The 14,328-nt window shown below is 63.0% G+C and carries 4 protein-coding genes; all 4 read right to left on the bottom strand.

The genetic code is table 11. The features are described from left to right. Positions 1-427: 427 nt before the first annotated feature. The 4 genes from ACVMIH_RS11010 to ACVMIH_RS11025 all read right to left on the bottom strand — a co-directional run bounded on the left by ACVMIH_RS11010 (position 428) and on the right by ACVMIH_RS11025 (position 12,838). Positions 428-1,798 (bottom strand): HlyD family type I secretion periplasmic adaptor subunit, encoded by a 1,371-nt coding sequence (locus ACVMIH_RS11010; RefSeq protein ID WP_456861660.1) that lies wholly within the window; start codon positions 1,796-1,798, stop codon positions 428-430. 8 nt (positions 1,799-1,806) lie between these two features. Then, a complete protein-coding gene (locus ACVMIH_RS11015) occupies positions 1,807-3,519 on the bottom strand; it encodes a type I secretion system permease/ATPase (RefSeq protein ID WP_456861662.1) in 1,713 nt (570 codons plus the stop codon). 215 nt (positions 3,520-3,734) lie between these two features. Beyond that, entirely contained in the window at positions 3,735-12,440 is an 8,706-nt protein-coding gene (locus ACVMIH_RS11020; RefSeq protein WP_456861664.1) for a VCBS domain-containing protein, read from the bottom strand. A gap of 53 nt (positions 12,441-12,493) precedes the next feature. Further along, positions 12,494-12,838, bottom strand: a complete 345-nt coding sequence (locus tag ACVMIH_RS11025) for a hypothetical protein (RefSeq protein WP_456861666.1) — start codon at positions 12,836-12,838, stop codon at positions 12,494-12,496. Between the last annotated feature and the right edge of the window lie 1,490 nt (positions 12,839-14,328).

Below are 14,328 nucleotides of genomic sequence, written 5' to 3' on the forward strand. Positions count from 1 at the left end.
GGTACATTGTCCTGGCCTGAAGCTGCCCTGCCAGTGGCCCTGCGCAGGGCGTCTCGCGGTAGAGCACGCGGGAAACGGCAACAGCGGCCGCACCAGGTCCGTCGCCCTTATGCGCAAGACGCCCGCTCCATCGCCTCCGGAATCTGGCTGGGAAAGGCGCTGCGGCAGTCCGCGAGCGTGCCGTTCAGGTTGACCGCAGCCGGCTCGGTCTCGGGCTCCGCCGTCTGCTCGATGGCCTGGCGCGCGGCCCGGCCAGCAGGACACAGAGCGAATTCGAGCACAAACCGGATATTGTCGCTAACATCCGGCGGCGCGTCACCGGGCGCGCCATGGGCACTGAATGAAGCTGTCGATCAGTTCAGCGCGGCCGTGGTTGCCCGCCCCCTCTGCCGACCGACCTGAACAATTCCGAAGCCCTTTCGTGCGATCACTTCTGCCGGAAGGCATGGTTGAACGACATAATGAGCGGCCCCACGATATAATCAAACGCAGTTCGCTGAACCGTCGGGATCATCACCGTTGCAGGCATTCCCGGGTAAAGATGAATGTTGGGCAAGGCCGCAAGCTCGTTCTGGTCGATCCGAACAAACGCCGTGTAATACGGATTATTGGTCTTGGGATCCGTCAAGCGGTCCGCCGAGACCAGGATGACGTCGCCATGAATGATCGGAACTATACGCTGTTTGTAGGCGGTTAGGTGGACTTCAGCGCGCGTGTTCGGATGCACATCGCTGATATCTTCAACCGCCACCTGCGCCTCGATTGTCAGCGAGTCCTCATCGGGCACGATGTCCAGAATCTTGTCGCCACGCTGAATCACCCCACCGACGGAGAACACATTGAGCCCGACCACGCGTCCGGTATAGGGCGCGCGGATTTCCATCCGGCCCAGCACAGCCTTGGCGTTCATCGCCTTCGGGATGACCTCGAGGAGCTTGGCTTGCGTGTCGCGCAGGTCCTTTGTGACGTCGGTCATCCGGTCATTGTCGAACTGAGCGATTTGCTGTTCCTGCTCCGCAATCGCCTGGCGCGCCTTGGCAATGCTGGCGTTTGCATCGGCGATCTGGCCTTCGAGGCCGTACGCCGTCCGCTCCAACTGCAGGATGCGGGGACGGGCGATCAGCCCTCGCTCAACGAGTGGAGCGACGTCCTTGGCCTCCTTACGCACCGAGTCGATTTGATTGGTGAACGACTTCACCTGCGCTTCCGAGCCAACGATCTGCGAGCCCAGCTGATTGATCTTCTCGCGAACGACGCTTCTTTGCCCTTCGAGCGACGCCCGGCGGGTATCAAACTGACTGACCTGTCCGTTCCAGACGCTCTTGAAATAGGGATCATCAGAGCGCGCTTTCAGATCTGGCGGCGTGACAAGCTGTGAGCCATGGTCAAGCTCGGTCAGCAGCCGGACTTCCGTTGCGCGCAGCACGGCATATTGCTGCGTCAGCACCTCATGTTCGGCGCGAGCCTGGGTCTCGTCCAGGACGATCAGCAGATCGCCTGCGAGCACCCTGTCGCCTTCCCTGACGTGCAATTCCTTGACGATGCCGCCATCGAGGTGCTGAAGGCTCTTGCGGTTGCCATCGACCTTCACGACGGCGTTGGCGACCACGGCCCCGTTGAGAGGCGCGGTAACCGCCCAGGTGCCGAGACCGAAGAAAAAGATCGCGATGATCAGCCAGCCCGCCAGCGCAATGTTGCGAATGGAATCGTTTGGCGTCCCATCCTTGTTGGCAAATTCCCTACGGCGTAGAACCACGCCCGGACGCATCGATAGATCGGCAAGATCAAGCAATGACATGACGTCTCCTAGCCTGCCGCCCCTCGAACGGCCGGTACCGGCACGGGACGTGTTAGACGCGACAGCACTTCATGGCGTGCGCCAAACATCTCGACAACGCCGTCACGCAACACCAGGAGTTTATCGGCCACCCCGATAGTTGCCGGTCGATGCGAAATGATGACTACCGTCGTTCCGCGCTTCTTCAGCTCCGTGATGCACTCTGCGAGTGCGGCGTCACCTTCCGAGTCGAGGTTCGAGCTCGGCTCGTCAAGCACGACCAGGCTCGGATTGCCGTAGACCGCGCGTGCGAGACCGATGCGCTGGCGGTAGCCGCCGGACAGGATCGCGCCGCCCTCCCCGACCTGGGTGTCGTAGCCGTCGACGAGCCGCAGGATCATCTCGTGCACGTCGGCCATTCGCGCCGCTAGAATGATCGTCTTGTCATCTCCGTCCTTGAACCGGCAGATATTGGCGGCCACGGTATCGGCAAACAGCTCGATATCCTGCGGAAGATAGCCGAGATGCTCGCCGAGCGACGACCTGATCCAGGTCGAAACATCCGACCCGTCGAGGCGGACGGCACCCGCGGATGGCGCCTGAACGCCAACGATATGACGCGCCAGCGTGGATTTGCCGGCACCTGAAGGACCGATAATCCCCAGCACTTCGCCCGGTTCGACCTGGAAGGTGACCCCACGCAGAATGGGCCTCGATGTTCCAGGCACAGCAAAGGACAGCGCTTCTACGGAAAGGCGGCCTTCAGGCCGCGGTAGCGTCAGTCCTGATTGGCGCGGCGGATTGGCTCCCAACAGCTCCCGCACCCTTAGGAACGCGCCGCGGGCCGAGACAAGACTGCGCCAGGATCCGACGATCTGTTCGACCGGCTGCAGGGCGCGGCCAAGCAGGATGCTGGCGGCAAACATCGCACCGGCGGTGGTGAGCCGCTCGATCACCAGATAGGCGCCGAGACCGAGAATTAATGATTGCATTGACAGCCGCAGGAGGCGGATCAAGCTCTGCATCGTGGCCGCGCGATCGCTTGCGGCGACTTGGCGCTCGAGCATTCGGTCGCGGTCGCGGCCCCAGCGCTTCAGAAGGCCGGCAGTCATCCCCATTGCGCGCACCACTTCGGTGTTGCGCAGGCTCATCTCGGTGAAGCTGTAATTTCGATTGGCCGCCTCGCTGGATTCGGAAAGCGGCGGCCTGACGATCCATTCGTTGAGAAAGGCCATCAGAACCAGGATAATCGTGCAGCCCAGCGCAAATGCGCCCAGGAACGGGTGCAGAGCGAAAATCACAGCAACATAGATCGGCGTCCACGGCAGGTCGAAGATTGCGTGAACTCCGGCCCCGGTGATGAACTGGCGGAAAGCATCGAAATCGCGCAGCAACTGGCTGCGCGCACCGCCGATCCTTGTCGAATGGTCAATAATGGCGGTCATCACCCGTGGCGCGATCGTCCGATCGAGGCGGATGCTGGCGCGCGTCAGCACACGCGCGCGTACCGCATCGAGACCCGCGAACGCCATGAACGCTAGTAATAGCGCAAGCGTCAGCATCAGCAGCGTGACCTCGCTCCCGCTCGAGATCACGCGGTCATAGACCTGCAGCATATACAGCGGGCCGGCCAAATAGAGCAGGTTGATGGCCAGGCTGAATATCGCTGCAGTCACAAAATAGCCCTGGCAGGCCCGCAGCGCCTGCCGGATTTCGTCCGCTCTTTTACGAAGGGTACTCACGCGGAACCTGGCCGGAGCCATCCCCTAAAAATGATGAGCGGCAGCCAATAGGCGGCACCCAAAACGTTCAAGTATTCAATTATTCCAATCGGTCCTACTTAGCATGGCCGGCGGCTGCGCCAAAGCCACTGCCGACCCAAAAAAAGGCAGGAGGGTAAACTTACGGGGTTCGGCTTCTCCCCCATTATTTTCTTCCTCCGTGAAGTTCACGCCCCTCAGGCGATGTGGTGCGGGTCATAGGTGATCACCGTGCCGTTCGTGGCGTCCGCCTTCTCGGCAAAGCCGGTCGGGTCGTATTGACCGAGGAGAACGATGTTGGCCGTGTGAGCGCCATCCGACACCGTCAGAGTGCCGCCGGTCCCCTCCTGGTTCCCTGTGAAGCTCAACGTGGTGCCAGCGCCGAAGCTGATGCCCTTGATGTCGATGTCGTCATTGCCATCGAAGCCGCGCACCGTACCGGAGAAGTGGAAGGCATCATCCAGGATCAGGTGGCCGGCAGCGGTTGTGTCAAAAGTGACGCCTGCCGCCGAGGCTGCGCCGAACTCAACGGTGCCGGCTCCGCTGATCAGGGCGTTACCGCTGCCGGTAACCACGCCCTCTGCCGCGACCGTGCCGCCATTGGCCCAGATCAGGCCGCTGTTGGCCACTGCACTCTCGAGCACGAGCCCACCCGTACCGGTCGCCTCCAGCGTACCGGCGTTGATGATCACGTTGGCGCCGGTGTCGATCACCAGAGCATGGGTACCGTTGGCGTCGATAGTGCCCTCGTTGCTGAGCGTCAGGTCACCCTGCCCGATCTGGCCGGCGCCGGAGATCACGTTGTCAACGTTGTCGAGCGAGACGTTCGAGGCCGTGCCGGCGATGATGTTGTGGTCATCGTCGGACAGGACCACGCGGCCACCGCCGTTGAGCGTGATGCCAGTCTGGATGATCTGGAGAAGCGTGTCGTCGCCGGAGGCCTGCAGGTCGATCTCGCCGGTGTTGTGGATGACGCCCGACAGCGGCAGCATCGCTCCATCACCGATGGTCATCGGACCCGGGTTTTCGACCGTCGGCGTCACGTCGAATTCGAAGTTCGCGGCGGTGAGATCCGATGCATGCACGCCATCGAGCGTGATCGTTTGGCCGTCAGCCAACGTGATCACAGCATTGCCATGTGCGTCGTCCGCGGTGTGGGCTTGAACGTCCGCGAAACTTTGCCAGCCATAGCTGATCAGGTCGATGACGTCTGAGGATACCTCGAAGCTGTGCACGACGTCGTCGCCGATTGGCTGCGAAAACACAAAGGTATCGTGGCCGCTTGAACCAGTCAGATGGTCATCGCCCGACCAAGCAAAAATCGGAGATCCCGGTGCGTACGCTTCGACATTGTCGCGAACCAGAATTGTGTCAAAGCTACCATCGGGATTGGCCCAAGTGGCGGAAATGGTGATAACCGCGGCTCCGACAAATTCAAGGGGCGTCGTAACGGTGAGCGCGCCTAAGTCGACCCCCGTTACGGCAAATGAACCGTCGCTAAGCTTGGTGCCGTTTGGTACGGTCCACCCCGTTGGCAGGCTTGTGATCGTCACTGAGACAGCGGCGTCGTTTGCTTCGGGTTGTTCCAGACCGAGATTAATCGGCTGCCCCGAAATACCCGCAGGAGCTTTTTTCGAGATAGTCAGAGATCCGCCACCTGTCCCGAGATTTCCCGCAAGGTCAGTCCAATACGGATCCGTGGCAGCCGTAGTGCCACTGTTGAAAACGCTGATTGTTGTACTATTGGAGCTGCCCTTGGTGAACGTCGCTGTCCAAGTGAGCCCGCCATCCGTGGACTGAAGATTGCTCAAACTGGTGCCGTTTGAGCTATCGGTTAGCGATATATCTCCAAGCGTAAGATTGGTCACTTTTTCGCTGAATGTAAACGTGATCGTTTCGCTGTTGCCCGCAGGCAACGAGGTGCCACCCGTAATCGATATCACCGTCGGCGGAGTTGTGTCGGTCGCATTGATAGTGATGTTCGCAGTATCAATGGCTGTCGAAAATGCCGTCGTACCGCCATTGGATGATGTGTCCACCTTGACTCCGTTCGAGCCGCTGGTCTGATCCCAAGCACGGAAGGTGATGGCATTCGTATCTGTTCCGGCAAAGCCCGCGCTTGGCTGGAAGTAGAGCCGCGTGTTGGCGTCCGCCGAGAGGAGCAGAGCCGAGGTGTTCGACACTGCTCCTACAGCCGTCCACGTTGCGCCGTTATTTGTGGAAAAGAACCAGGAGCCGTGGTTCGTATCGGTACCGGTCAGTGCGATGCCGGTCACGGCCCCTGTGTCGACATCAGTAACATTGTCCAACCCACCACTGGGTGGATTAATATCCACCAAGCTAGAGACCAACGTACCGACCGCTCCCGACGGCGCACCGCTGCCCTGGTTCTCGGCCGTGAGCACCGGCGTTTTCGACGGATCCAGAACTGGGGCGTCATTGGTGCCGGTCACTGTGATCTTCAGCGTCGTGCTGTTGGACACCAGCCCGTCTGGGTCCTTGACCGTGTAGGTGAAGGTGTCCACCGCCGTGACACCCGTGGCGAGGCTGTTAGCGGTATCCGCCACGTAGCTGTACGAGCCGTTCGCATTCAGCGTCAGATGGCCGTAGGTGCCCGCGATCGAGGTCGCCACGCCAACGCCCTGCGTCACCGAACCCGTGCCGGCAACCACGCCAGAGACCACCAGCGTGCTGGTAGCATTGTCAACGTCGGTATCAGCCACCGACCCTCCGGTGGTGCCCTGGATCACGCCATTTGCGGCAGACACAGTGAGGGTCGCATCCTCATTGACTGCCCTGGAGTCGGCCACCGCAACCGGCGCATCGTCGGCACCGTGGATCGTCACCGTCAGCGTCGTCGTCGAGGTCTGCCCGGCGGTGTCCTTCACCGTGTAGGAGAACGTGTCGGTCAGCGTGTCGCTCGAGGTGCGCAGCGCCTCCACCGCGCTGTCGCTGTTGTCGACCACATAGGTGTAGCTGCCGTCGGTACCCAGCGTCAGCGTGCCGTGCGCACCGGTCACCCCGGTGCCGGCGCCAGAACTCAACGCGGCACTGGTGGTGCCCGCCGCAACGCCTGCGACCGTCTTGCTGTCGCCGGCATCGACGTCGGTGTCGTTGGTCAGCACGTTGCCGGTCGGATCGACCCCGGCCGTGCCGTTATTCACCCCGCCCGCCTCGGTCGCCGAGGCCACGTCGGCCACCGCAACCGGCGCATCGTCGGCACCGTGGATCGTCACCGTCAGCGTCGTGGTAGCCGTCGCCCCCGTTGTATCCTTCACCGTATAGGAGAACGTGTCGGTCAGCGTGTCGCTCGAGGTGCGCAGCGCCTCCACCGCGCTGTCGCTGTTGTCGACCACATAGGTGTAGCTGCCGTCGGTACCCAGCGTCAGCGTGCCGTGCGCACCGGTCACCCCGGTGCCGGCGCCAGAACTCAACGCGGCACTGGTGGTGCCCGCCGCAACGCCTGCGACCGTCTTGCTGTCGCCGGCATCGACGTCGGTGTCGTTGGTCAGCACGTTGCCGGTCGGATCGACCCCGGCCGTGCCGTTATTCACCCCGCCCGCCTCGGTCGCCGAGGCCACGTCGGCCACCGCAACCGGCGCATCGTCGGCACCGTGGATCGTCACCGTCAGCGTCGTGGTAGCCGTCGCCCCCGTTGTATCCTTCACCGTATAGGAGAACGTATCCGTCAGCGTGTCGCTCGAGGTGCGCAGCGCCTCCACCGCGCTGTCGCTGTTGTCGACCACATAGGTGTAGCTGCCGTCGGTACCCAGCGTCAGCGTGCCGTGCGCACCGGTCACCCCGGTGCCGGCGCCAGAACTCAACGCGGCACTGGTGGTGCCCGCCGCAACGCCTGCGACCGTCTTGCTGTCGCCGGCATCGACGTCGGTGTCGTTGGTCAGCACGTTGCCGGTCGGATCGACCCCGGCCGTGCCGTTATTCACCCCGCCCGCCTCGGTCGCCGAGGCCACGTCGGCCACCGCAACCGGCGCATCGTCGGCACCGTGGATCGTCACCGTCAGCGTCGTGGTAGCCGTCGCCCCCGTTGTATCCTTCACCGTATAGGAGAACGTATCCGTCAGCGTGTCGCTCGAGGTGCGCAGCGCCTCCACCGCGCTGTCGCTGTTGTCGACCACATAGGTGTAGCTGCCGTCGGTACCCAGCGTCAGCGTGCCGTGCGCACCGGTCACCCCGGTGCCGGCGCCAGAACTCAACGCGGCACTGGTGGTGCCCGCCGCAACGCCTGCGACCGTCTTGCTGTCGCCGGCATCGACGTCGGTGTCGTTGGTCAGCACGTTGCCGGTCGGATCGACCCCGGCCGTGCCGTTATTCACCCCGCCCGCCTCGGTCGCCGAGGCCACGTCGGCCACCGCAACCGGCGCATCGTCGGCACCGTGGATCGTCACCGTCAGCGTCGTGGTAGCCGTCGTCCCCGTTGTATCCTTCACCGTATAGGAGAACGTATCCGTCAGCGTGTCGCTCGAGGTGCGCAGCGCCTCCACCGCGCTGTCGCTGTTGTCGACCACATAGGTGTAGCTGCCGTCGGTACCCAGCGTCAGCGTGCCGTGCGCACCGGTCACCCCGGTGCCGGCGCCAGAACTCAACGCGGCACTGGTGGTGCCCGCCGCAACGCCTGCGACCGTCTTGCTGTCGCCGGCATCGACGTCGGTGTCGTTGGTCAGCACGTTGCCGGTCGGATCGACCCCGGCCGTGCCGTTATTCACCCCGCCCGCCTCGGTCGCCGAGGCCACGTCGGCCACCGCAACCGGCGCATCGTCGGCACCGTGGATCGTCACCGTCAGCGTCGTGGTAGCCGTCGCCCCCGTTGTATCCTTCACCGTATAGGAGAACGTATCCGTCAGCGTGTCGCTCGAGGTGCGCAGCGCCTCCACCGCGCTGTCGCTGTTGTCGACCACATAGGTGTAGCTGCCGTCGGTACCCAGCGTCAGCGTGCCGTGCGCACCGGTCACCCCGGTGCCGGCGCCAGAACTCAACGCGGCACTGGTGGTGCCCGCCGCAACGCCTGCGACCGTCTTGCTGTCGCCGGCATCGACGTCGGTGTCGTTGGTCAGCACGTTGCCGGTCGGATCGACCCCGGCCGTGCCGTTATTCACCCCGCCCGCCTCGGTCGCCGAGGCCACGTCGGCCACCGCAACCGGCGCATCGTCGGCACCGTGGATCGTCACCGTCAGCGTCGTCGTCGAGGTCTGCCCGGCGGTGTCCTTCACCGTGTAGGAGAACGTGTCGGTCAGCGTGTCGCTCGAGGTGCGCAGCGCCTCCACCGCGCTGTCGCTGTTGTCGACCACATAGGTGTAGCTGCCGTCGGTACCCAGCGTCAGCGTGCCGTGCGCACCGGTCACCCCGGTGCCGGCGCCAGAACTCAACGCGGCACTGGTGGTGCCCGCCGCAACGCCTGCGACCGTCTTGCTGTCGCCGGCATCGACGTCGGTGTCGTTGGTCAGCACGTTGCCGGTCGGATCGACCCCGGCCGTGCCGTTATTCACCCCGCCCGCCTCGGTCGCCGAGGCCACGTCGGCCACCGCAACCGGCGCATCGTCGGCACCGTGGATCGTCACCGTCAGCGTCGTGGTAGCCGTCGTCCCCGTTGTATCCTTCACCGTATAGGAGAACGTGTCGGTCAGCGTGTCGCTCGAGGTGCGCAGCGCCTCCACCGCGCTGTCGCTGTTGTCGACCACATAGGTGTAGCTGCCGTCGGTACCCAGCGTCAGCGTGCCGTGCGCACCGGTCACCCCGGTGCCGGCGCCAGAACTCAACGCGGCACTGGTGGTGCCCGCCGCAACGCCTGCGACCGTCTTGCTGTCGCCGGCATCGACGTCGGTGTCGTTGGTCAGCACGTTGCCGGTCGGATCGACCCCGGCCGTGCCGTTATTCACCCCGCCCGCCTCGGTCGCCGAGGCCACGTCGGCCACCGCAACCGGCGCATCGTCGGCACCGTGGATCGTCACCGTCAGCGTCGTCGTCGAGGTCTGCCCGGCGGTGTCCTTCACCGTGTAGGAGAACGTGTCGGTCAGCGTGTCGCTCGAGGTGCGCAGCGCCTCCACCGCGCTGTCGCTGTTGTCGACCACATAGGTGTAGCTGCCGTCGGTACCCAGCGTCAGCGTGCCGTGCGCACCGGTCACCCCGGTGCCGGCGCCAGAACTCAACGCGGCACTGGTGGTGCCCGCCGCAACGCCTGCGACCGTCTTGCTGTCGCCGGCATCGACGTCGGTGTCGTTGGTCAGCACGTTGCCGGTCGGATCGACCCCGGCCGTGCCGTTATTCACCCCGCCCGCCTCGGTCGCCGAGGCCACGTCGGCCACCGCAACCGGCGCATCGTCGGCACCGTGGATCGTCACCGTCAGCGTCGTGGTAGCCGTCGTCCCCGTTGTATCCTTCACCGTATAGGAGAACGTATCCGTCAGCGTGTCGCTCGAGGTGCGCAGCGCCTCCACCGCGCTGTCGCTGTTGTCGACCACATAGGTGTAGCTGCCGTCGGTACCCAGCGTCAGCGTGCCGTGCGCACCGGTCACCCCGGTGCCGGCGCCAGAACTCAACGCGGCACTGGTGGTGCCCGCCGCAACGCCTGCGACCGTCTTGCTGTCGCCGGCATCGACGTCGGTGTCGTTGGTCAGCACGTTGCCGGTCGGATCGACCCCGGCCGTGCCGTTATTCACCCCGCCCGCCTCGGTCGCCGAGGCCACGTCGGCCACCGCAACCGGCGCATCGTCGGCACCGTGGATCGTCACCGTCAGCGTCGTCGTCGAGGTCTGCCCGGCGGTGTCCTTCACCGTGTAGGAGAACGTGTCGGTCAGCGTGTCGCTCGAGGTGCGCAGCGCCTCCACCGCGCTGTCGCTGTTGTCGACCACATAGGTGTAGCTGCCGTCGGTACCCAGCGTCAGCGTGCCGTGCGCACCGGTCACCCCGGTGCCGGCGCCAGAACTCAACGCGGCACTGGTGGTGCCCGCCGCAACGCCTGCGACCGTCTTGCTGTCGCCGGCATCGACGTCGGTGTCGTTGGTCAGCACGTTGCCGGTCGGATCGACCCCGGCCGTGCCGTTATTCACCCCGCCCGCCTCGGTCGCCGAGGCCACGTCGGCCACCGCAACCGGCGCATCGTCGGCACCGTGGATCGTCACCGTCAGCGTCGTCGTCGAGGTCTGCCCGGCGGTGTCCTTCACCGTGTAGGAGAACGTGTCGGTCAGCGTGTCGCTCGAGGTGCGCAGCGCCTCCACCGCGCTGTCGCTGTTGTCGACCACATAGGTGTAGCTGCCGTCGGTACCCAGCGTCAGCGTGCCGTGCGCACCGGTCACCCCGGTGCCGGCGCCAGAACTCAACGCGGCACTGGTGGTGCCCGCCGCAACGCCTGCGACCGTCTTGCTGTCGCCGGCATCGACGTCGGTGTCGTTGGTCAGCACGTTGCCGGTCGGATCGACCCCGGCCGTGCCGTTATTCACCCCGCCCGCCTCGGTCGCCGAGGCCACGTCGGCCACCGCAACCGGCGCATCGTCGGCACCGTGGATCGTCACCGTCAGCGTCGTGGTAGCCGTCGTCCCCGTTGTATCCTTCACCGTATAGGAGAACGTATCCGTCAGCGTGTCGCTCGAGGTGCGCAGCGCCTCCACCGCGCTGTCGCTGTTGTCGACCACATAGGTGTAGCTGCCGTCGGTACCCAGCGTCAGCGTGCCGTGCGCACCGGTCACCCCGGTGCCGGCGCCAGAACTCAACGCGGCACTGGTGGTGCCCGCCGCAACGCCTGCGACCGTCTTGCTGTCGCCGGCATCGACGTCGGTGTCGTTGGTCAGCACGTTGCCGGTCGGATCGACCCCGGCCGTGCCGTTATTCACCCCGCCCGCCTCGGTCGCCGAGGCCACGTCGGCCACCGCAACCGGCGCATCGTCGGCACCGTGGATCGTCACCGTCAGCGTCGTGGTAGCCGTCGCCCCCGTTGTATCCTTCACCGTATAGGAGAACGTATCCGTCAGCGTGTCGCTAAATGTGCGCAACGCTTCTACAGCGCCCTGGCCGTTGTTCACGGTGTAGGTATAGGAACCGTCGGTATTGAGATGCAGGGTGCCATGCGCACCGACCACGTCAGTGCCGGCACCAGAACTCAACGCGGCACTGGTGGTTCCCGCCGCAACGCCCGCAACTGTCTTGGAAGCAGCACTGAAATCGAAATCGTTCGTTAGGACGTTGCCGGTCGGATTGACGCCAGCAGTGCCGTTATTAATACCGCCGGCTTCTGTCGCCGATGCTGTATCGGCAGTGGCTGCGATAGTAAGGTTGCCTGAGGCATCACGTACTTCAACTTTCTCGATCGCCGAAACCTGCAAATTGAGAGTTTTGAAGCTATAGACGGTACCGTCGGCCTGTCCTGTTTGAGCACTGATGTGCGCAGGAACCCAGACGTTCTTATAATACGAAATCTCGGCCTGAATATCTGCATCGGCTAACTGCGCGGCACTCAGCCAGATCTGCAGCGTATCGCGATCCGGCGTCGCGCCCGCCTTGCCGAGCTGCACAGCACCATTTCCGCCGTCGTAGGAGTCGTAGCCCTGGAACGTTGTACCTGAGACGACCGTAGACGCGCCAACAATGCCGAGACTCGTCTGATCGGTTCCAGAATAAATGATCCCGCCACTGATTTGCTGGTTGGTGGCAGTGAAGCCGGTTGATCCCAGGACGTACTGATTTTCATATGCCTTGTAGATCAAGGTATCCGACCCTGATCCGCCCAGAACGGTATCAAAGCCGCTGCCCCCATTGAGGGTGTCATCTCCGGAACCACCGTTGAGGCGATCGTTGCCGGCACCACCGGATAGCGTGTCATCGCCCGAGCCTCCGACAAGATTGTCGCTGCCGCTCGTGCCCGTGAGGATGGTGGTGCCGCTAGCGCTTGCCATTACAGATGCTCCAATATTCTTTTCGTACAATTCGCGCGCAACTACAGATTCAGCTAAATGATCAACTGGATGTTGGATTCACCGGCTCGAAATCCGGGATGACGATTTGATGGATTGACGAGCGATGCCGCGCCTTCATTCGGCCATGACAGCGTGTGCAACGGATCGTGCGCAGCGCTCAATGGCGGCACTGCCAGAAGCGTATCAATTGATCCCACCAGCCTTGACGCTGGCCGCTTAATTAGTGTGCGCGGGTCATTAGCAGGGATAGCCAAGCGCTCGATCGAAAGATCGCCTGACAACGAGGAAGAAAAATTTGAAATTTCGTGGAGATCCGATTCAACTTCGGACCAGCGGACCAGCGGCTCGGCCTTCGCAATGAAAGTCACACGACTCAACACCCGCTCCTAAAAACTCTGCCGACGCAGAGCAGGTGTGATTGCAGTCGGAAATCAATTCATCAAACCACCCGAGCGCTCGCCAAAAATCTGCGAGCGCTTCAGCTGACAAGCAATTGCCACGCATCTATTAGTGTTTGCTCGTCCGCCGCGCTGTGAAAAAGACTTCGAACGCCAACCCTGCCCGCTTCGGTGCGGCTCTACACTCCGCACATCAAAATTCTTTGTCTTCAAACCGTCGCGCCGCGGGAAGCTTGCGCTCTTTGTCCGCAAAAATGTGAGCAAGCATCCCAAAACCTAATTTGGATGCAATTTGCCGCAAATTTGCGCGGCCGTCTAGCGCCCCATGAGGTGTCCGCTTTTAACATTAACATCGAACCGCCAATGGGTTCCGTTGCACTACAGGTGATATCCGTAGCTTTACGGGCGAAATCGCTGCAGATCGCGAGACGCTGATTTCCTCCCAACCCATTCTGGGCGCGACCGCAGGTCTCCCTTAGGCCACATGTGCCGCGTGGAGCAAAGTTTCCGCGAGGGGCCTCATGGTCACTGCCGAGAGGCCAAATCGGCTGCACGCGGCCTCACAGACCGTTCTAGATGCCTTGGAGACCGTAGAGTTCTCTACTCCTCGGCTCCGCCGCAAGACGCCCTAACGCGTTAGTCCGTTCCGCTCTGCTTTCAACAGGACGCCGCCCTCTTTCCGTGAAGCTGGGTATGCGGCATGGTCGGATCCGGGTTACGGGGATCAGGTTTATCTCGGCGCGCCACGAACGTTCGAGCTATCGGTCTCGGCGAGGTAGTGAGTGTGCAGCAATGCGCAATGCGTCAGCGAGGCCACGTAGAGCAAAACTCCTCACACTCCAGATCGTCTGCACGCGGCCTCGTAGCTCGTTCTGGATGCCTCTGAGCCCCGTTCGGCCGCTGCTTTGCTTGGCTGCGCTCGTTGCCGAACAGCCGTACGAGCCCGTGCATTCATTTTGACGTTGGCTGCGTCGTTCCCAGTCAAAAGCCGTTTATTGGCCTTCAAGGCTTTTGCGGCGCTCGGACCGGCAACTGGATGTCCTCGCTTGCATCGCCGCCTGAGGTTTAGCTCGCAACACAAGACTGGACATTCAAGGACGGATTAGAAAGTTGTTTGACATGATCGCCAGCCTTGCTTTCGAGACCGGCTCGACGAGTTGACGGCCAATCAGCCGCAGGGCGCCGGCGTACCCACCGGACATGCAAACCGGGGGCAAAACTTCATAACCGCTAGCAAATCTAGCGATTTCTCGCTTACCCGCAACTCCTGGACCCGTACCTGGACCTAACAAGAGCCGGAAACCCTCGAGATCAGCTCCTTTGACGCCCGTGTCGCGCCGTTTGGCGACTAGCCGCTTCATCGAGGACGTCCTTTTCCAAACGAAGGAGGATGGTTACGCGTCGTCTGTCGGCGGATCCACAGCCGGTTCAGCGCCGTCGCCTTGGCGATCCCCGGCGGTGGCCCGATT

The organism is Bradyrhizobium sp. USDA 4503 (assembly GCF_054055815.1).